Source organism: Mucilaginibacter sp. cycad4, from assembly GCF_034263275.1.
Lineage (GTDB): Bacteria > Bacteroidota > Bacteroidia > Sphingobacteriales > Sphingobacteriaceae > Mucilaginibacter.
In genome coordinates this window covers 3,237,154-3,257,731 of record NZ_CP139559.1, presented here as the reverse complement: position 1 = coordinate 3,257,731, position 20,578 = coordinate 3,237,154, and the positions used below count along the sequence as shown (strand labels likewise).

General features: G+C 42.6%; 20 protein-coding genes. 6 read left to right on the top strand and 14 right to left on the bottom strand.

Annotated elements, in window-relative coordinates; genetic code table 11:
• Nucleotides 1-2: 2 nt before the first annotated feature.
• Complete coding sequence (locus SNE26_RS13055) at nucleotides 3-458, top strand: GNAT family N-acetyltransferase (protein ID WP_321559794.1); 456 nt, start codon at nucleotides 3-5, stop codon at nucleotides 456-458.
• A gap of 61 nt (nucleotides 459-519) precedes the next feature.
• Here SNE26_RS13055 and SNE26_RS13050 read toward each other — a convergent pair whose 3' ends face one another.
• The 7 genes from SNE26_RS13050 to SNE26_RS13020 form a co-directional block, all read right to left on the bottom strand.
• Nucleotides 520-657: a hypothetical protein gene (locus SNE26_RS13050; protein WP_321559793.1), complete on the bottom strand. Its 138-nt coding sequence runs from the start codon at nucleotides 655-657 to the stop codon at nucleotides 520-522.
• 103 nt (nucleotides 658-760) lie between these two features.
• Entirely contained in the window at nucleotides 761-2,131 is a 1,371-nt protein-coding gene (locus SNE26_RS13045; RefSeq protein ID WP_321559792.1) for a dipeptidase, read from the bottom strand.
• A gap of 175 nt (nucleotides 2,132-2,306) precedes the next feature.
• The gene (locus tag SNE26_RS13040) at nucleotides 2,307-2,474 is read right to left on the bottom strand and encodes a hypothetical protein (RefSeq protein ID WP_321559791.1); all 168 of its coding nucleotides are present in this window, start codon (nucleotides 2,472-2,474) and stop codon (nucleotides 2,307-2,309) included.
• Between the two features lie 60 nt (nucleotides 2,475-2,534).
• Nucleotides 2,535-3,629, bottom strand: coding sequence for a hypothetical protein (locus SNE26_RS13035; protein ID WP_321559790.1), 1,095 nt, complete (start codon nucleotides 3,627-3,629; stop codon nucleotides 2,535-2,537).
• Nucleotides 3,630-3,695: 66 nt separating this feature from the next.
• Nucleotides 3,696-3,848 (bottom strand): hypothetical protein, encoded by a 153-nt coding sequence (locus SNE26_RS13030; protein WP_321559789.1) that lies wholly within the window; start codon nucleotides 3,846-3,848, stop codon nucleotides 3,696-3,698.
• A gap of 35 nt (nucleotides 3,849-3,883) precedes the next feature.
• Nucleotides 3,884-4,027 (bottom strand): hypothetical protein, encoded by a 144-nt coding sequence (locus tag SNE26_RS13025; protein ID WP_321559788.1) that lies wholly within the window; start codon nucleotides 4,025-4,027, stop codon nucleotides 3,884-3,886.
• A gap of 50 nt (nucleotides 4,028-4,077) precedes the next feature.
• A complete protein-coding gene (locus SNE26_RS13020) occupies nucleotides 4,078-4,239 on the bottom strand; it encodes a hypothetical protein (protein ID WP_321559787.1) in 162 nt (53 codons plus the stop codon).
• A gap of 567 nt (nucleotides 4,240-4,806) precedes the next feature.
• On the opposite strand from SNE26_RS13020, the gene SNE26_RS13015 reads away from it, so the two are divergent.
• Nucleotides 4,807-6,237 carry a tetratricopeptide repeat protein gene (locus tag SNE26_RS13015; RefSeq protein WP_321559786.1) on the top strand — a complete coding sequence of 477 codons (1,431 nt, stop codon included), beginning with the start codon at nucleotides 4,807-4,809 and terminating at the stop codon, nucleotides 6,235-6,237.
• 22 nt (nucleotides 6,238-6,259) lie between these two features.
• On the opposite strand, the gene SNE26_RS13010 is transcribed toward SNE26_RS13015, so the two are convergent.
• From SNE26_RS13010 to SNE26_RS13000, 3 genes are all read right to left on the bottom strand, one after another.
• Nucleotides 6,260-6,556: a hypothetical protein gene (locus SNE26_RS13010; RefSeq protein WP_321559785.1), complete on the bottom strand. Its 297-nt coding sequence runs from the start codon at nucleotides 6,554-6,556 to the stop codon at nucleotides 6,260-6,262.
• Between the two features lie 220 nt (nucleotides 6,557-6,776).
• Nucleotides 6,777-7,145, bottom strand: coding sequence for a helix-turn-helix transcriptional regulator (locus SNE26_RS13005; RefSeq protein ID WP_321559784.1), 369 nt, complete (start codon nucleotides 7,143-7,145; stop codon nucleotides 6,777-6,779).
• Nucleotides 7,146-7,312: 167 nt separating this feature from the next.
• Nucleotides 7,313-9,598, bottom strand: coding sequence for a UvrD-helicase domain-containing protein (locus SNE26_RS13000; RefSeq protein ID WP_321559783.1), 2,286 nt, complete (start codon nucleotides 9,596-9,598; stop codon nucleotides 7,313-7,315).
• Between the two features lie 152 nt (nucleotides 9,599-9,750).
• On the opposite strand from SNE26_RS13000, the gene SNE26_RS12995 reads away from it, so the two are divergent.
• On the top strand, nucleotides 9,751-10,554 hold the full coding sequence (locus tag SNE26_RS12995) for a hypothetical protein (protein ID WP_321559782.1): 804 nt from the start codon (nucleotides 9,751-9,753) through the stop codon (nucleotides 10,552-10,554).
• Nucleotides 10,555-10,698: 144 nt separating this feature from the next.
• Here SNE26_RS12995 and SNE26_RS12990 read toward each other — a convergent pair whose 3' ends face one another.
• Nucleotides 10,699-11,058, bottom strand: a complete 360-nt coding sequence (locus SNE26_RS12990) for a response regulator (protein WP_321559781.1) — start codon at nucleotides 11,056-11,058, stop codon at nucleotides 10,699-10,701.
• 326 nt (nucleotides 11,059-11,384) lie between these two features.
• The gene (locus SNE26_RS12985) at nucleotides 11,385-13,349 is read right to left on the bottom strand and encodes a M1 family metallopeptidase (RefSeq protein WP_321559780.1); all 1,965 of its coding nucleotides are present in this window, start codon (nucleotides 13,347-13,349) and stop codon (nucleotides 11,385-11,387) included.
• A 269-nt stretch (nucleotides 13,350-13,618) separates the two neighbouring features.
• Between SNE26_RS12985 and SNE26_RS12980 the strand changes: the two genes are divergently transcribed.
• Nucleotides 13,619-15,640 (top strand): thioredoxin domain-containing protein, encoded by a 2,022-nt coding sequence (locus SNE26_RS12980; protein ID WP_321559779.1) that lies wholly within the window; start codon nucleotides 13,619-13,621, stop codon nucleotides 15,638-15,640.
• Between the two features lie 12 nt (nucleotides 15,641-15,652).
• Nucleotides 15,653-16,156 (top strand): peptidylprolyl isomerase, encoded by a 504-nt coding sequence (locus SNE26_RS12975; protein WP_321559778.1) that lies wholly within the window; start codon nucleotides 15,653-15,655, stop codon nucleotides 16,154-16,156.
• Between the two features lie 146 nt (nucleotides 16,157-16,302).
• On the opposite strand, the gene SNE26_RS12970 is transcribed toward SNE26_RS12975, so the two are convergent.
• Together SNE26_RS12970 and SNE26_RS12965 are read right to left on the bottom strand one after the other, a co-directional pair.
• Nucleotides 16,303-17,022: a hypothetical protein gene (locus SNE26_RS12970; RefSeq protein ID WP_321559777.1), complete on the bottom strand. Its 720-nt coding sequence runs from the start codon at nucleotides 17,020-17,022 to the stop codon at nucleotides 16,303-16,305.
• 68 nt (nucleotides 17,023-17,090) lie between these two features.
• Nucleotides 17,091-19,880 (bottom strand): TonB-dependent receptor, encoded by a 2,790-nt coding sequence (locus SNE26_RS12965; RefSeq protein WP_321559776.1) that lies wholly within the window; start codon nucleotides 19,878-19,880, stop codon nucleotides 17,091-17,093.
• 127 nt (nucleotides 19,881-20,007) lie between these two features.
• On the opposite strand from SNE26_RS12965, the gene SNE26_RS12960 reads away from it, so the two are divergent.
• Nucleotides 20,008-20,574: an acyl-CoA thioesterase gene (locus tag SNE26_RS12960; RefSeq protein ID WP_321559775.1), complete on the top strand. Its 567-nt coding sequence runs from the start codon at nucleotides 20,008-20,010 to the stop codon at nucleotides 20,572-20,574.
• Nucleotides 20,575-20,578 lie beyond the last annotated feature (4 nt).

Below are 20,578 nucleotides of genomic sequence, written 5' to 3'. Positions count from 1 at the left end.
ATATGCTGATCAGAAAAGCTACCATTGAAGACCTGCCTGTATTGTTGCAATTTGAGCAGGGTATAATCACTGCCGAACGCCCTTTTGATAGCACACTCAAGCCCGGCGCTATAAGTTATTATGATTTAAACGGGTTTATAACCTCGGCCGAAGTACAGGTTTTAGTGGCCGAAATTGACGGAGAGATAGCAGGCAGTGGTTACGCCCGCATTAAAAAGAACCCCGATACCTATTACGACTTTGAAAAATACGCCTACCTGGGTTTTATGTATGTATTGCCCGCACACCGCGGAAAAGGAGTAAACCAGGCAATTATTGAGGAGCTGAAGAAATGGGTAGCAGATCAGGGACTTGTTGAAATAAGACTTGAAGTATATAACGATAATACAGGTGCTATTAAAGCCTATGAAAAGGTGGGGTTTGAAAAGCGGATGATCGAGATGCGGATAAGGCTGTAATGGAAAAAAACGAGCCGGTCAGTTTTGCTTGCCGGCTCGTGCAGGTTGTTATAAATATATCTTATAACAGGGGCTTTCGTTTCATTTTGTTTCCGCTCAAGGCCTTTGCGGTGTTTGTTTTTTCCTGTTTAAGTGGTTTGAGATCGCGCAACTGCTTAGATGCATCGGTCTTTTCTTTGTCCAATTCTTTAGTTGCCATGGTTTTGATTTTTGTATAGTTAGATAATATCATAAATATATTATTTGTTTTACGTAAAATCAAAAAATAACCACCGTTAAATTCAAATTAAGGCCACTTAGTGTTAGTTTGACAACTCCGCAAAATATTTGTGAAACAGCGGAATGGTTTCAATTCCTTTATAATAATTATAAATATCATATTTTTCGTTAGGCGAGTGCAGGGCATCACTATCAAGCCCGAAACCCATCAATACGGTCTTTAAGCCAAGCTCGGCTTCAAACAACGCAACAATAGGGATACTGCCACCACCACGGGTTGGGATAGGCTCTTTACCAAAGGATTCGGCGATGGCTTTTTGGGCTGCACGGTAGGCTACACTATCGGTAGGGGTTACAGCCGGTTCGCCGCCATGATGAGGGGTTACCTTAACCTTAACATAAGGAGGGGCAATGCTCAAAAAGTGATCGGTAAACAGTTTGGTTATTGCTTCTGATGTTTGGTTAGGCACCAAACGCATAGAGATTTTGGCATTGGCTTTTGAAGGCAGCACTGTTTTGGCACCTTCGCCGATATAGCCGCCCCAAATGCCGTTTAGCTCAAGGGTAGGACGGGTGCCTGTACGCTCAAATGTGCTGTAACCTTTTTCGCCCCAAAGTTCGGTAACGTCAAGGTCTTTTTTGTATTCGGCTTCATCATAGGGGGCACTGTTCAGGGCCTTGCGTTCTGCTTCGGTAAGCGGCACCACATCGTTATAAAAACCGGGAATGGTGATATGATTGTTTTCATCGTGCAGGCTGGCAATCATCTGGGCCAGGATAGTGATGGGGTTGGCTACGGCGCCACCGTAAACACCCGAATGCAGATCGCGGTTAGGGCCGGTTACTTCAACCTCAAGGTATGATAGACCGCGTAAGCCGGTTTCAAGCGAAGGGTGCTCCATACTGATCATCGATGTATCAGAAATCAGCACCACGTCGGCTTTTAGTTTTTCTTTATTGGCTTTTACAAAGATGCCCAGGTTTGATGAGCCAACCTCTTCTTCGCCCTCTATCATAAACTTGATATTGCAGGGGAGCGTGCCGGTTTGCATCATGAGCTCAAAAGCTTTTACATGCATATAAAACTGGCCTTTATCATCGCAGGCACCGCGGGCATATATTTTTCCGTCGCGAACAGTTGGTTCGAAGGGAGGGGTTTTCCACAGTTCTAACGGATCCGGTGGTTGTACATCATAGTGCCCATAAACCAGTACCGTAGGTTTAGATGCATCTATAATCTTTTCGCCGTATACAATAGGGTAACCGGCGGTTTGGCAAATTTCAACGTTATCGGCTCCGGCATCGCGAAGCTTTGCTGCCACGTAATCGGCAGTCTTTAATACTTCAGGTTTGTATTTTGGATCGGCACTAACCGAAGCTAAACGTAACAGGTCAAATAACTCATCAAGTAAACGCTGTTTGTTTTGCTCAACATATTGCTTTATGTGCTGCATAGTATTATTATTTGCAGCAAATATAGGTAATTAGGTCATTGCCGTCATTAGGTCATTGAGTCATTACAATCTGCAGAAATTTTAATAATTCAATATATGCAATATGTAAATAGCTTCCGGCCAGCCGAATTTTCGATTCGTGTAATTCGATAAAATTCGCGCCGGTTCGGGTTAATCAATCTGCCGATCCCAGGTCTGATTTTGGGGCATTAACTGCTTTAGGGGCAAACTCAATTTTTTCGACTTTTATTTTAGCTTCTTGTTTAGGCGCTTTATGAGTTAATGATACAGCTGTAAGGCCTGTAGTTATTAAAATCGCTGCGGCAATGATGAATTTTTTCATGTCGTTAACTATTTAAATTTTAGTTTATAACATATAATTTTACAATTGAAGAGTTGGTGATTATGCCATGAAATCAGCGGAACCTAAATCTCTTTTCGGGCCAGGACCAGACATTGCAAAATCAGCAGAACCTAAGTCTCTTTTTGGGCCAGGACCAGACATTGCAAAATCAGCAGAACCTAAATCTCTTTTTGGACCAGGACCAGACACTGCAAAATCAGCAGAACCTAAATCTCTTTTTGGGCCAGGACCAGACATTGCGAAATCAGCAGAACCTAAATCTCTTTTTGGACCAGGACCAGACATTGCAAAATCAGCAGAACCTAAATCTCTTTTTGGACCAGGACCGGACATTGCGAAATCAGCAGAACCTAAATCTCTTTTTGGACCAGGACCAGATACTGCAAAATCAGCAGAACCTAAATCTCTTTTTGGGCCAGGACCAGACATCGCGAAATCAGCAGAACCTAAATCTCTTTTTGGACCAGGACCAGACATTGCGAAATCAGCAGAACCTAAGTCACGTTTTGGCTGAGGGCCGAAAGCGAAGTCAGCAGAACCAAGGTCGCGTTTTGGCTGAGGGCCGAAAGCAAAATCAGCAGAACCTAAATCACGTTTTGGCTGAGGACCGAAAGCGAAATCAGCAGAACCTAAATCTCTTTTTGGCTGAGGGCCGAAAGCGAAATCAGCAGAACCTAAATCACGTTTTGGTTGAGGGCCGAAAGCAAAATCAGCAGAACCTAAGTCGCGTTTTGGCTGAGGGCCGAAAGCAAAATCAGCAGAACCTAAGTCGCGTTTTGGCTGGGGACCACGGGCAAAATCAGCAGAACCTAAGTCGCGTTTTGGCTGGGGACCACGAGCAAAATCAGCAGAACCTAAGTCGCGTTTTGGCTGGGGACCACGAGCAAAATCAGCAGAACCAAGATCACGTTTTGGTTGAGGACCGAAAGCGAAATCAGCAGAACCTAAGTCACGTTTTGGCTGGGGACCACGAGCAAAATCAGCAGAACCTAAGTCGCGTTTTGGCTGAGGACCACGAGCATCAGCAGAACCTAAGTCGCGTTTTGGTTGAGGGCCGTTAGCTGCGTTTGCTAATGTTGCAGTTGATAATATGGTGCTTAATGCTAAAGTTGCTATTAGTGTTAAATTTTTCATGATTTTTTTGAATGTGGGGGTACGTAAATATTTTTTGTTTATTAAATCTCTTGTATGTTATTTTTTTTAGTCGGCGCTGCCTAAATCTCTTTTAAAACCGGTTGTCAACGAGTTTACTGGTGCAATCACAAGTTTCGTTTTGTTTTCATTTTTGTTTGTAGCTGATGATAATGCACCTGCACTAAGAGCTACTGTTGCTATGAGGATAAGTTTTTTCATGTTGTTTTATGTTTTATTGATCTTGAATAGATAAATCAGTCGGCACTTCCCAGGTCTCTTTTGTAACCGGTTGTGAATAAGTGAAGATTAGCAAACTCAGCTTTGGGTCTTTCCTTTTTGCAGGATGAAATAGCTCCTGTGAAGAGAACTGCTAAAGTGATGGTGATTATTTTTTTCATGATCGTGTTATATTATCGATGTTGAATTTTCTGTGCGATTTAATTGGATCTCAGTCGGCGCTTCCCAGGTCGCGTTTAAAACCTGTGGGCGTTTTGGTGAAATTGACAGCTGTTGGCTGTACGTCTTTTTTTGCCGATGATGACAAAACTGATGACGATGAGAGTACTCCGGCGCCTACGGTAAGGAGTACAAAAAACACTGTTTTTTTCATATTGATTAATTATTATATTTAATATTCTATTTTTTAAATTAATACGATACCTGATATTTATTAAAACTCGTCAAGCTTATTTTAAGCTTATCACAAATATTTTAAAAGTCGGATTTTATGCTCCGTTTTTTAAAAACTCTGTTTTTTTTAAATTTTAAAAAAGACTCTCTGTTTCGTATTTTTACACTGTTAATTATGGCGTTAAATTACTAATTTTAAATGTAATATCATCCGGCGAATTAATTGTATGGTATACAATTTTATTGCACAGTTTTCACATTATTTCACTTATTTGATATACAAACTATAATTATATTGCAAACTTCAAGATATATGTTGTAATATTATTGTAATTGGCTATAATTCATTTAAGGTAGTATTGTATAGTAGTTCTTTTGTATTTAATATATTGTATGTCAGATATTTAACACTGCAAATATAAATATGTTTTTTATTGCAATAAAAAACATATGAAAATAATTTTCCACAATGTTTTTATTCCTAACATTAAATATAATTCAGCATTATTTTATAACTTTCACCCCAACAGAACGTAGAAGTGTTTTAATGAAAAAAATCGGCACAATTATATTATTCTTTTTATTATCGCTGTCGGTATACGCGAATGATATAATTGATGTTGCTGCGAAAGATACTAATGAAGTAATAAGCCTGAATACCAGTGCCTATACTAACAGGCTAACAAATCCGGAGCAAACCGTTGAAGATGCTACCAGGGCGCTGAAGCTCTCTACCAGGCTCAATTATATTGATGGTATTGCAGAGGCTTACCGTGTTATAGGTATTGGTAAATACTACCTTGATCAGCCTGAAAAGGCGATTGAAAATTACCTGAACTCCCTTTCATATTTTACCCGCAACAATAACCTGCGGGGCGAGGCCAAGGTTTATAATAATATAGGGATCCTGTTCCGCGACCACGACTACGAACGCTCCCTTACCTATCTTAACAGATCGCTGGAGATAGCACAAAAAATAAATGATACTAAATTGGTAGGTTCATTATATTTAAATATAGGCAACGTTTATACGCGTAAAAATAACCTGTATATGGCGCTTAAGTTTTATGACAAAAGTTTCCCTATATTTCAAAAGCTGCGCGACTCAGTAAACCTGATCCAATGTTTGCAAAACCGTGGTGTTATTTATTTTAAGCTTAAGGACTACGATAAAGCCCTGAGTTTATTGCTGGAGGCTAATGCAGGTGCAAAAGCGCGCGATTTAAACGAGTCGGTAGCCAGCGTTGATCTTACACTTGCTGCGCTTTACATGACAAAAGGCGATTTTAAAAACGCGGAAAAGATGGTGCAGGAAGGGACTGCTTATACGCAGTTGGTAAAGGATCCTAAGCTTGATTACGATTATAAATACACTACGTACGAACTGGAATATAACAAAAAGAATTTCGCCCGGGCGGTAAATTTATTACGGGAAATATACACGCAGGATAGTGTTACCTATAAAACGAACGTATCGGCACAAATGAATTTGGTTGAGGCCAAACGCCGGCAGGAAGAGCAGCTGAAAGAAAACGAAAGAATTGCAGAGCGCCAGGCCTACGACCGGTCGAAATTTTGGGCGGTAACCGTAGTTGCAGGTTTGATGCTTGTAGTAATTGGTTTGCTGATCAGTAATGTAAAACGTAAAGCCAAAACCAATGCACAGCTTACGCTGCTAAACGGTGAAGTGTCCCGGCAAAAGGATAACCTTGATCGGATCAATCATCACCTCGAAGAGATCATTGACGAGCGTACCAAGGATTTACAGTTGAAAAACAAGAAGCTTTCTGAGCATTCGTCGTATCTGTCACATCAGATCAGGGGGCCAATAGCCACATTACGCGGCTTGATCAACCTTGAAAAAGAAGGCCTGGTTGACCAGGCCGAATGTTTGGATATGATGGATAAATGCGTATCTGAAATTGATGAAAAAATCATCGAAATGAGCGATATGCTGCATAACCCACCGAGAGTTTGACCTGTTTGGCCTCTTTTGTCCATTAACTAAAGTGTACAGGCAGGCTTGAGTGGATCTGCGCTTCTATAAGCCCCAGGTAAATACAATACCACGATATCATTTGTAAAACCAGCAGCTGCCTGTGTTTGTTATAGCCCTGCGTTTCAAAAGCAAGTGTTTCATCGCCGGCAGTTACAAAAAATCTTACTTCACCTTTGCTGGGTTTAAAACGTGCCCGCAGCAAATCAAACGCCTTAACTTTCAACTTGCTTTTAGGATCGTGAATGATACCGTCGCTCAAGGTTTCGTTTTTTGATATGGAGATAAGATAATTTGACATACATTTTGTATTTGTAACCTGCATGCCACAATTATTACTCCAAAACCGTTATAAAGCGCTCATCATCGATAAATTAGCTAATTTGCTAAAAAGACTTTTTAATCTAATTTCCTTTAATTAAATATTGTTAACTCGTGCTTAATGTGATGAATAAAACAGGACACAGAGGCGAAGCAAACAATGTACACTATCTGTAAATTGTAATGTTTACAGCACACATTTACAAAGCTACGCTGGCCTTATTGCGCAGTTCTTCATAAAGCAATATTACTTTACGCTGTAAGTTGGCAATTTCTGATTCGCGGTCTATCAGCTTTTTCTGCGCAACGCTTAAACTCGACGGCCTCATATCAACCTCTTCGGTATCAAGGGCAAGTATATTCACCACGTTTATATCAAAAATATTGGCTATTTGTTCAAGGCGCGACAGGTTTATATCCGTTACTCCTGTTTCAATTTTTGAAAATGCAGGAATAGAGATGCCCAAACGGTTAGCCACATCTTCCTGGCTCCATCCATGCTGATGACGTAATGTCCGGATGTTTTTACCAACGGATTTGTTTGTTTTCTTTTTTATAGTATCGCTCATATCAATTAAATATTAATTAAGGAAAAGGGGATACTTATACAATCCAAATGGTATGCCATCATTAAATTACCTTTAAATTAGTGTTATAAAGGCAATTTAATGATAGACTGTGGCGAGGCTTGGGGAATCAATTCCTCAAAGTAGGGATTTTAACTCTTAGTTTATCTTTACTGAACTATGTAAAGTTTCGCAAATTTTAATAACAACTGCTTTTGACCAATCTCCTTAAAGAAGATGGTGGCTTTTATATCGGGTTTATTTCCCTCAAGAGCAAGTACTTTACCAAAGCCAAAACGCTCGTGTTCAACCTCCATACCCACTTGTAAATTGGAAGTATCAGAAGGCTTGAAATTGGCCGAGGGTACGTGTGCCTTGGCCAGTATGGAAGTGGTTTTTACCGGGGCAGCAGCTGCCGGTTTTGGCCGCGAAAATGTGTCGGGTTGTTTATCCCTGCTCCATGCTTTCCGCTCATCATCAAAAAATGGGCTGTTACCTGAAGCTGGTTTGGCGGTATAATCGAGTTCAAGGTATTTTGCATCAATTTCATCCAGGAAGCGGCTTGGCTCGCAATTGATTAATGTTCCAAACTTAAAGCGTGAAGTGGCATAACTGATATGGAGCTTACTTTCTGCACGGGTAACGGCTACATAAAATAATCGGCGCTCTTCTTCAAGGTCGCTGCGTGAATTAAGCGACATTTGCGACGGGAACAGGTTTTCTTCCAGTCCCACAACATAAACCTGCGGAAACTCAAGCCCTTTTGAGGAGTGGATGGTCATGAGCGATACCGTTTCGGCATCCTTGTTTTTATCCTTGTCATCGTTGGTAAGCAGGGCTACATCCTGCATGAAAATATCAAGGCCTTTTTCTTCAATATCCTCGCGTTCTGAAAACTCCTTGATCCCGTTTAAAAGCTCCTGGATATTTTCGTAACGGTTAAGCCCCTCTACCGATTTATCTTCATAAAGGTCCTTCAATAAGCCCGAATGCTGGGCGATATATAAAGCCGATTCATAGGCAGACTTGGTTTTGGTCAGCACCTGGAAGCTTTGGATCATGGTAGCAAAGGTGGCTACCGCGCCGGATATTTTGCCCTCGAGGTATTTGCCCGGCTCAACAATAACTTCCCATGGTGTTATACCATGCTGATCGGCTGATACAATGATCTTATCGACCGATGTGTCGCCAATACCGCGTTTGGGGTAATTGATAACACGTTTTAAGGCTTCCTCATCGTTAGGATTAAAGGTGAGCCTGAAATAGGCTATCAGGTCTTTAATCTCCTTACGTTGATAAAACGACAAGCCTCCATATATTTTATACGGGATGCCCAGTTTGCGTAAAGCCTCCTCCATGGAGCGTGATTGCGCATTGGTACGGTAAAGGATGGCAAATGCCGACCATTTAAGCCCGTTTGAGCTGCGGTCTTGCATAATGGCTTCGGCTACTATTTTGCCTTCCTCGTTATCACTGAAGGCGCGCATCACCTTGATCTTATCACCCGATTCTTTTTCGGAGAATACGTTTTTTTTAAGCTGGTCTTTATTATTGCGGATGATGCTGTTGGCTACATTCACAATGTTTTGGGTTGAGCGGTAGTTTTGCTCCAGTTTAAACACCTTCAGATCCGGATAATCCTTTTCAAAATTGAGGATGTTTTGGATATTTGCACCGCGGAAAGCATAGATACTTTGCGCATCGTCGCCCACAACACAAAGGTTTTCGTTAACGGCAGCGAGTTTTTTAACAATCAGGTACTGCGAAAAGTTGGTATCCTGATACTCATCAACCATGAGGTATTTAAATTTGTGCTGGTATTTATTGAGCACATCGGGGTGCAGTTTCAGCAGTTCGTTGGTTTTGTACAACAAATCGTCAAAGTCCATTGCGCCGGCACGGTAGCAGCGGGTAGCATACATCTCATAAATTTTGCCCATTTGCCCGCGGCCGCTCGAAAAATCGTCGGCCTGGATCTGCTCATTCTTGTTATATTCCTGCCAGGAGATCAGGTTGTTTTTTGACGCCGAGATACGGTTAAGTACAAAGTTTACATTATACAGTTTATCGTCAAGGTTCATTTCTTTTAAAATGGCCCTTAAAACGCTTTTGCTGTCGTCAGTATCGTAAATGGTGAAATTGCTGGGATAGCCAATTTTTTCGGCCTCCACCCGTAATATTTTGGCAAACACCGAGTGGAAGGTGCCCATCCATATATTTTTGGCTTCGGTACCAACTACGTGGGTGATACGCTCGCGCATTTCGCGGGCAGCCTTGTTGGTAAAGGTAAGTACCAGTATGTTAAATGAATCAACACCCTTGCGTATCAAATGCGCCACGCGATAGGTAATAACACGTGTTTTGCCCGATCCGGCACCGGCAATGATCATCACCGGCCCCTCAGTTTGCTCAACCGCTGCCCTTTGTTCGGGATTTAAACCCTGTAAGTAATCCAAAATCTTTTCCTCTTTCTATGAGCCAGCGAAATTAAGGTTTTGGGGCGAAAGGGGAAAGCGGTTTTGTGGATTTCGGAATGAGAATATTTTAGCTATTTCTGTATAAGAGAAATAGTATAAATCAATATATTGATAGACTTAAAATAAATCTTATGGAGAAATTTGAAACTTATCTAACCTTTGAAAATTTGTTCACTTTAAGAACCGTTTTTTACTTATTGCTTTTTATTATATATGAATTAGGGTATAAGATTTTAGTTGTCAACAAGCTTGAGTGGCGAGTAAAAAGAGAAATCTCCAAAGAACAAATAGAAATTCAGGAAAATATAAAAGGTTTCTACAATGAAAAACTGGAAAGACAGAAGGCTGAGAATCTAAACGAGAATAATAAATTGAAAAATGCGTTAGAGAAGCTCTTATCACTTCAGCTTCAACATAGAACCGAAGAAAGGCAAGCTCTCATCAGTTTTTTATCAAATTGTAATCAATGGATTTTTAATTTGTATCGAATAAAATTTGACAACTATACTGTTGATAATATTGGAGATTTGAAATTAAAAGTTGAAAGTATTCAAGACGAATATTTTCTAAATATCCATGCGGAACGAATCAAGATTTTACTTTTTATGGGGGAGGAAAGTGTAACTGAAGCTAATAATGAGCTTATTAATACTTTGAGAAAATATAAAATCGATATGGAAAATATACTAACCGACCTTTTAATTTTATTAAAGCAGCAATACAATTCTCGATACGAGTATATAGATGTATTCGAAGATATCGGTGAAGCGATAGTAACTGCTTATAGTATCGATAATGGAAAGAAGATAGCAGAGTTATTTCTCGATTTTGAGAATTTTAACGGCAAAAGTTTTGGAAACTGTATGAATCAGGTAGAAAACTTTACGGCTATTGCGAAAAGTTACCTTGCCTCATTAGAACTTGCAATAATTTGAGATTATAATTAATCGTCTGGAGCCCTCCATCTTGTGCTCATCGTTGATGAGTGACTAACGTGGCTTCGCGATTATATAGCGCTTAATAAACGTTACACTGCTATTAATCAATAGGCATCACGGCAACAATTGTACGTGGAGAAATTAATTCAAAAACCTGTTAATCGTCTTCACCAGCTTATTTATATCGAAGGGCTTGGGTACAAATGCGTCATAACCAAAATTAACCAGGGCAATGGCCTGTTCATGATAGGCGGAGATCAGGATCACCGGGATATGCCGTGTATCTTCGTTGCCTTTAATAAGCTGGCAAATGCGGCCGCCATTGAGGCCGGGCAGCATATAGTCGGTTAAAACCAGATCAGGGTTATAGTTTTTTACGGCAGCAATAATATCGTCGGTACGGCTAAGGCCCGTAACTTCAAAATCATGAAAGGTGAGCACTGTTTCAAGCACCCGTAAAATTTCAGCATCATCTTCAATTATGAGTATATTTCTTGCCATAGGTAACATGCTAATTGTAATTTGCTATTAGCCTTTAATACTAAAAATAAACAAAATGTTTTATAATTAAAAATATTTTCCTGTGTTAAACTGAAGTTATGTTAACAATATCTTCCTTATTAGTAGTTAGATATGGTACTATTTTAACAGTATTTTGTCATTAGTAAAGGTACGTAATTGTATAACTGATTGCAATACACCAACTCATAGTTAACTAAACAAAATCATCAAAAAAAAGCGATGAGCCCAAACACTCATCGCTTTTTGAAATTAATCTCTAATCTCCGATAAATCCGAAATCGAAATTCCCAAATTCCAAATCAAAATCACTCTCCCCTGTAAACGTTGTTTTTCAGGTCGGCATCGGGTAGTTGATGATCAGGATCTATTTCCATGCTTTTGATGGCTGATGTTGAGGGGTATTTAAATTTCCAAACGCCATCACGCTGCCAGATGTTTACCGGCAGGTGAATAGTTTCGGTTTTGCCATTAGCCTGAACAATTTTGAGGTCAACAGGCATGGCCATTTTTTCGTTATTGGTTAGGGTGATCAGCGCGCCATCGGCCGGGTTACCTTTGATGTAGTTTACCGAAGTAATGGCCTGGTCGAGCTTCCAGGTGGTGAAGAACCATGATTTCCAAAACCAGTTCAGGTCTTCGCCGCTGGCATCATTCATCGCCCTGAAAAGATCGTACGGAAGCGGGTGCTTAAATGCCCAGTTCTTAACATACTCGCGGAAGGCATAGTCAAAGCGCTCGGGGCCAAGCACTACGTTGCGTAACATATCCAAGCCTAATGCGGTTTTGGTATAATACTGACCGTAGTCATTAAGGCCTATAGCTTCAGGAGCGGTCATGAGCGGGTCTTTACTGTTGCGGTAGCCTGCTAATACATTTTGTGCCGAACCACTTTTCTCAACATACTCGCCTTTATTAAACTGCTCGGTAGCATACTCATTAATAAAAGTGTTAAAACCTTCGTCCTGCCACATATATTTGCGCTCGTTTGAGCCCACGATCATCGGGAACCAGTTATGGCCTATCTCGTGGGTAACATCGCCCCAAAGCTGTCCCTTTTTAAGGTTGCTGAGGCAAAAGATAGCACCCGGGTATTCCATACCTAATGCCACGCCTGATACATTTACTGCTGAGTTCCACGGGTATTCAAAATAAGCTTTTGAATAAATTTCCATGCTGTTTTTCAGGTATTCGGTTGAGCGGCCCCAGCCATCATTGCCCGAACTTTCAACCGGGTAGGCCGACATGGCAATACCCTTACGGCCCGACGGGAAATTAACCCTTGCCGCATCCCAGATAAAAGCATCCGAAGCCCCCCAGGCAATATCGCGGGTATTCTGCATTTTAAAATGCCAGGTAAGTGTGCCTTTAAACGGACGGGTTGAGCCTTTGCCAACTTCGCCTGCGCTGATGATGGTGACGGTTTTATCGCTGTTGCGGGCCTCTTCCAACCTTTTTAGTTGTGCCGGGGTAAGTACATCTTCCGGGTTTTGCAAATCGCCCGAGCCAACTACTATTTTATTGGCAGGAGCAGTGATATAATAATCAAAATCGCCGTATTCGCAATAAAATTCACCTAATCCCATGTAGGGCAGCGTGTTCCAGCCTTCCACATCGTCATAAACGCACATGCGCGGGTACCACTGGGCAATTTCATAAACATAACCCTGTTTAAATTTTTTGCGGCCCATGCGGTCGGCGCCATAAAAAGGGATTGCAAAATCATAATTAACCTTAATCTCTATTTTTTCGCCTTTGCCATCCATCGGCGTATTAAGGCGCAACTGCATCCGGGCATCGGTAATGATAGGATCAACTTTGTAGGTTTCGCCTTTGTACGTAACATCAACAGAGGCAATATGGTAACCGCCGCGACTAAAACCACGAACATCAAACCTGTCGCCGGTATATGGAGTTACTGCAGCTCCGCGCGAATCCGGTTTAAAAAGATTTTGATCCAACTGCAGCCACAGGTAATCCAGCTTATCCGGGCTGTTATTGGTGTAGGTAATGATAACCTCTCCTGTTATGGTTGTATCCTTGCCTTCATTCAGGGAAGCTTTGATCTGGTAATCAGCACGGTTTTGCCAGTAATTTGGAGATGGCTTGCCTGCGGCCGAATGTGTGCCGCCGCTGGTGACAGGCCAGGTAATTGGGCCAAAAAGGTCCTGGTGATTGTATTTTGTAGTATCGGTACTTTGAGCAGATGCCGTTCGCGTTAACGGCATCAGCGCTACAGCGCATAATAAATAATTCAGTTTTAAACAGTTCATCTTAAATTTTTGATAACAAGGGGGCAAATAAAGGGAAATAATTTGTGAGTTTGATAATTTTCGATGCCGAAAGGGTTGGATATAAATGATTTTTAACCTCACCTAAATCCTCTCCAAAGGAGAGGACTTTGAAATCAGTGGTGAAGTATCAAAGTTTTTACACCCTCTCCTTTGGAGAGGGCAGGGTGAGGTTAAAACTTTTCTAAATAATTACCATTTAACTTACAGGTGCAATTATATCTGCATTTTTGCAGCAAATCCACAGCTATATGAATCGTTTGGCCAACTCTACATCACCATATTTATTACAACATGCCAATAACCCGGTTAACTGGTACCCCTGGGGTAAGGAAGCCCTTGATAAAGCCAAAGCCGAAAATAAACTGATCCTGGTAAGTATCGGTTATTCTGCCTGCCACTGGTGCCATGTAATGGAGCATGAAAGTTTTGAGGATGAAGCTGTAGCCGCCGTTATGAACGAATATTTTGTTTGCATTAAGGTAGACAGGGAAGAACGCCCCGATGTTGACCAGATTTACATGAGCGCCGTACAGCTCATGAGCGGCAGGGGCGGCTGGCCGTTAAACTGTATCTGCCTGCCCGATCAACGGCCTATTTACGGCGGCACCTATTTCCGTAAAAACGACTGGACGTCACTGCTCTTTAACCTGGCCGATTTCTATAAACAAAAGCCCGAAGAGGCCGAAGACTATGCCGTCCGCCTTACCGAAGGGATTCAAAAATATGAGTCGATAGAATTTGTGGTGGCGCAGGCCCAGTATAGCAAAGCCGATCTGCAAGCTATCGTAAGCAATTGGAAACGATATTTTGATAAACAGGAGGGAGGCTCGGGTAATGCGCCCAAATTCCCGATGCCGAATAACTGGCTTGCTTTAACCCGCTATGCCCATTTGATGAAGGATGATGAAGTAGCGGCACAAGTGAAACTTACTTTGCATAAAATGGCATTCGGCGGCATTTATGACCATGTTGGCGGCGGCTTTGCCCGTTACTCGGTTGATGGGCGCTGGCATGTGCCGCATTTTGAAAAAATGCTTTATGATAACGCCCAGCTTATCAGCCTGTATGCAGAAGCTTATACCTGGCAGCCGGATGGATTGTACAAACAGGTTGTTGACGAGATCATCACTTTCAGTACCCGCGAGCTGATGTCGCCTGAGTATGGGTTTTATTCGGCGCTTGACGCGGATAGCGAAGGAAAGGAAGGCAAGTTCTATATTTTCACCAAAGATGAGATTGAAGAGATTTTAGGCGATGAAGTTGGTTTGTTCAGTATCTACTACAATATTACGGAGGATGGCAACTGGGAAGAGGAGGAATCGAACGTTTTATTCCGTAAAGATAGCGATGAAGGCCTGGCTGGAAAATTAGGTTTGCCTGCTGATGAATTGCTTAGCCAAATAACTGCATCCCGTCAAAAAGTATTTGAGGCCCGCAGTGTACGCGTACGGCCGGGACTGGATAACAAGATCCTGGCATCATGGAATGGCCTTATGCTGAAAGGCCTGAGCGAAGCTTACCGCACGTTTAATAAACCAGAATACCTTGAGCTTGCGCTTAACAATGCCGGGTTTATTTTAAATAAGCTACTTGGCCAAAATGGCAGGTTATCACGGGTTTACAGCGCCACATCGTCACCGGATAAGCCTGTAGCGTTTTTGGATGATTACGCTAATATCATTGATGGGCTCATTGCATTGTATGAAGTTACCTTCAATGAGTATTGGCTGCAGCAGGCTAAAAGCCTTGCCGATACGGCCATAGCCCATTATTATGATGAAGCAAAGGGCATTTTCTTTTTCACTGCCGATGATGATGAGCAGCTGATTGCCCGTAAATCTGAAATTATGGATGGGGTGATCCCGGCCTCCAATTCGGTTATGGCACGGGTGCTTAAAAAGTTAGGCTTGCTTTTTGATAACGAAAGTTACATTGAGGTTTCGGCACAGTTGTTACGCAATGTAATGCCGCAGCTGGCAAAATATGGCTCGGCCTATTCAAATTGGGTGATGCATTTGCTGGATGAGGTGTTTGGAATAAACGAAATTGCGATAACAGGTACCGAAGCGGAAACTTTCAGAAAGGAAATGGAAAATAATTACATCCCCAATAAAATTATGTTGGGCGGTAATACAGGAAGTTTACCTTTGCTGCAGGATAAGTTTGGTGCATCAACACAAATTTTCATTTGTAAAGATAAAACCTGCGGATTACCTGCTAATAACCCGGCCGACGCCCTTAATGAGGTTGAAGCCAGATTTTACAACTAAAAACAATTTACAATGAAGATTGCACCACAACACGTAGTATCATTAACCTACGATTTGTACGTAGACCGCGAAAACACCGGTACCGAAACTTTGGTAGAAAGTACCACCCAGGAACAGCCGCTTACCTTTTTATTTGGTGCAGGCCAGATGCTGCCCAAATTTGAAGATAACCTGAGCACACTTTCAACAGGTGATGCCTACGAGTTTCGCTTATCTCCCGAAGATGCTTATGGCGTATATGATGAAGAAGCAGTAGCCAATCTGCCTAAAGAAATGTTCCAGGGTGCTGAACTGCCTGAAATTGGCAGCATTTTGCCTTTACAGGATAATCAGGGCCACCGTTTCCAGGCTATGGTAGTTTCAATTGCCGAAGATGCCGTTATTGTTGATCTTAATCACCCTATGGCCGGCCAGGAACTGCACTTTAAAGGTAATATCCTTAACGTACGCCCTGCAACAGCCGAAGAATTATCGCACGGCCACGCACACGGCCCGGATGGTCATCACGATCATTAAGCCCCATCCAAACCCTCCCCGGAAGGGAGGGCTTTAAATAAAAAAAGGTTCATTTTATTTTTTATATAAAATGAACCTTTTTTATTTAACTGCTAATAAAGTCTCCCCTTCCGGGGGAGATTTAGAGGGGGCAGGGCGGTATGCTGCTAATAAAACTCCAGCCCGCCATCGGTCCTGAAAGCACATTTGATAAGCACACGGCAGCTAACACCTTCGCCGTTTACGGTAGCCGGTACAAAGATCTTATCGGCCGGGTCAGGTACGTCAATGCTCATATTGAATGTTTTCTCGTACGAACCGCTGTACACATGCACTTTAAATGAGGCAAGTCTCCCCAACGGACTAATCAACAGTTCTACCGCTCCAAATGATACATCAGGGTTAAGGTTCATTAAATCGGGCGGAAGCTTAAAGAGGTTCAGATAGGGGAGATACCCAAAAAATCTGCCGCCTACTTTAAGTGGTTTAGTTGTTTTTGCTGTGTCATTAAGCTTTACATCAACAAAATACTGCAGGTTTGATGTGCTGTCTTCGGGGGCTTCATAAGTGATTTGGTTGGTCCTGTAGTCAAAATTTTGTACCAGGTGGCCGCGGTTGTCAAAAAAGTGCCACACGCCCGCCCTTTTGTTGTTGTCGTAATAGCCGCTGGCCAGCGCATAGTTTTTTTGATAAAGGGCCTGGTATAAACCCTGCCGGATGCCTTTATTACTTTTAAGTACGCTGAACCGTTCAACTACCGAATCGGTAAGACGATGTTTTTGGATAACAGTTTCAGGGCCGGCTTTTCCGGCGGTGGCATCTTTAGTTTGTGCAAACGCGCTGCCGATATATAATATCGATATAAAGGTTAAAATAAGTTTTCTCAATGCAGGAATATAGATTGTTGTAAATATATAACAGCGCTTAACGTTTTTCAAAAAAAGCAGGACACAAATTATCCCCTGCCTCCGCGGCGGCCACCTCCTCCGCCTCCAAAACCACGACCGCCGCCGTTACGCCCGCCTTGCGGACGACTGCCGGTAAATTTTTGAAGCCGGATGGTAAAGCTGAGCATAAAATATCTGCCCAGCCGGTTGGTGCGCGTATCAATAATCTGATTGCCTACGGCGGTACGGGTTATGCCTTTGTTCTCGTCAAAAATATCAAAAGCCTGGAACCGGAGCGAGGCAATATGCTTGTTTAAAAACTGGTATTCCAGATAGCTGCTCAGCAGGGTAGGGTTCGCTTTCACGGTACTGCTGAAACCGTGATTGATGGTTTGAGTTAAACTGTAACCAAGCACCCAGCTGTAAAAAAAATAATTACGGCCGTCGAGCCCTAATGTCCAGGTTTGGGCATCGGTGTTTAATGACGATGGCAGGCTGTAACGGGTAGTATTAATGCTGTAATTAGCGCTGATCTCGCTGTCCATAATGCTGTCAAGATCAAACCTGAGTTTAACACCCTGGTTAAGTACCCAGTTTTTACCCTCATTGCGCTGATTTTCAATGTACGATATATTGTTGTTGTAGCTTGCGCCGCCGTTTAATGATACGGTGTACTTGCGTTCGGCGAAAGGTTTTGAAAAGGAATAGTTGCCGCTTACATTATAAAAGCCATTGGTGTTAATATAGCGGGTTGCCTGTATGGTGTTGTTGCCCTTTGTGCTTTGGGTGCTATCGGTAACAGGGGCCGAATTGGTAACTATTTTATCCTGGGTTTCGGCAAATGATAAACTGGTGAACAGTGAATTGCCGCTGGCAATGTCAAACTGGTTATAACGCACATTAAAGCTGTTGGTAAACTCGGGTTTTAGATCAGGGTTTCCATAAACCCTGTTTTGCGGGTTTGAATAATCGGGCTGAAGCTGCAGCTGGCTAAATGAGGGCTGGGCGTTGGAGCCGCTGTAATTAAAAGAGAAGGAATGGTTTTTTGAAAAGTTATAGATAAACCTTGCCGTTGGGATAATATTAAAGGTAGATGTAGAGGTATGAAAATTGTGCGATTCCCCATCGAGTTTTGAAGGCTGAACAGCCAGTCCCAGCGTATAATTATATTTAGGTTGGATCCCGCGAAGGTTTAACCCAATACGGTTAGTGATGAACTGGTAGTTATACAACGTACTCAATGAATCAACATAGGTTTGATTGCCTGTTACAGGATCTACCCGGTAATTGTAGCGGTTGTTATCGGTATTTGAATAATTATAACTGTAATTACTTTCCAGGTAGGTTGTTTTGCCGATAGGTTCGATATATGAAAAATGCAGGCTTACCCTTTGCGATTGATTATCGGAGTTGATCTGCTGAAACAATGGCGTTACTACGGTATCCTGCCGGGTAGTATATTTATCGTTCAGTGCCTGGTCGTTTTTAGAATAGCTTACATTGGCATTGATACTAAAATTACGCCCCTTTTTATGGAACTTGTGGTTATAAAGCACATTAAGGCTGCCTGTTTGCGACGAGTTATTGGTGAGGGCCAATTCGTTGCCCGTAACCAAACTTTGATTACGGATATTGCTGAAAGTATCCGTGCTCATATTTTCGGCAGTTGCATATGAAAAGCCCGGGTTTATTTTGATGTAGTTAGATGTATCTATTTTGTACTCGATATTGAAATCAAAACGGTGGTTAATACCATGGTTATGGTTGGTGCTATTATCCATATTGATGATATTGCCCGATTGATAAAGATTTTGCTGCAGGGTTGTGCTGTTGATATCCCTGTCTTTATCGGCAAAACTATAGCTGCCGTACACGGTTACCTTTTTGCCCCAGTCATCGCGGTAATTGGTACCTATGGAGCGGTTGGTGGTGATGCCATTAGCTGTACTTACCCCGCCGGCGCTGCTGCCGCCGCCGCCACCTCCGCGCCCGGCCCTGCCTCCTCCGCCACCGCTGCTGCCAAGGTTGAAGCTATTGGTGTTATTATTATTCCAGGTGCCGATAACCGCCAGCTGCCGTGCATCATAAAATGAATTGGCCGAAAGACGGGCCTGGTACCGGTCGTCATTACCAACGCCAACGCTGCCCTGGCCAAAATTGCCTTTGCTTTTTCCTTTTTGTATGGTGATGTTCAGGATCTTGTCCGGGTCGCCGGTTTTAATGCCGGTAAGGTTGGCCTGGTCGCCGTAATCGTCAATCACCTGTATGTTTTCCACGATGTCGGCGGGTAGGTTCTGAGTGGCGGTTTGCACATCGCCGGTAAAATAATCCTTGCCGTTAACCCGCACCTTGGTAACCTGTTTGCCATGCGCGGTTACATTGCCGTCTTTATCAACGCTTACGCCCGGCAGTTTTTTGAGCAGGTCTTCTACCGGCGACCCTTCACGTACTTTATAGGCGCTGGCTTTATATTCCACCGTATCCTCCTTTATGGTGATAGGGATCACTGCCGAAATCACTACCGTATTCAGCATATTGGTTTGCACCTTTACTTTGATGGGATCGAGGTTAATGGGTTTGGTGTCGTTATCCATTACATAACGGCGGGTAAAGGGCTGGTAACCGATACCGCTTATGCTGAGTTTGAAGTTTTTGGAGACGACGGCGGGGAAATAGAATGCCCCCGCAGTGCTGGTTGCTACTACTGCGCTGTCTTTATCTGATATCAGCTTTACCGTAATTCCGGGTACGGCGCCCACGCTGTCAACCACCGTACCATGCACTTCGCGGGCTTGCTGGGCATAGGCCGTTGATAAAAAAAGAATACCGATAAACGCGAGCAGTAAGTGTTTTTTCATAGTTTAGGGTCAATTTAGGTTATTGACTACTAAAGTTTAACGAAGGTTTAACTATTTAACCCTCTGTAATACTAATGTTGCATAAATTGTATTTTAGTGCTTAACCTTATACTATATTACCATTATTATGAACCCCTTACCCGATATCGACGGCTATAAAAGCGTGGCATTTTCGCAGGCCACTATTATTGAACTGATGATCCCTTCGTATTCCAATTTTGGTGGAAAGATCCATGGAGGGATCTTGCTTTCGCTGATGGACAAGGTGGCTTATGTATGCGCCGCCAAACACGCAGGTAACTATTGCGTAACAGCATCTATCGACACTGTGGATTTTTTACAGCCTGTGGAAGTAGGAGAACTGGTATCGCTCATGGCATCGGTAAACTATGTAGGCAATACCTCGCTGGTGGTAGGGATCCGGGTGATATCTGAAAACATCAAAAACCATTCGGTAAAGCATACTAATACCAGCTATTTTACGATGGTAGCCAAAGATGAATTTAATAAGCCGGCCAAAGTGCCCGGCCTGGTTTTGGAAAACCGGGAGCAGGTAAGGCGTTTTATTGAAGCCCGCCGCCGTAAAGAGATTAAGCAGAGTTATATGAAAGAGGTTGAACAGATTCAAATGCCCGATAACTACGAGAATTGTATTGAACTGCTGCAGGGCGAGCGCTGCATTGTTGCCGGATAGCTAT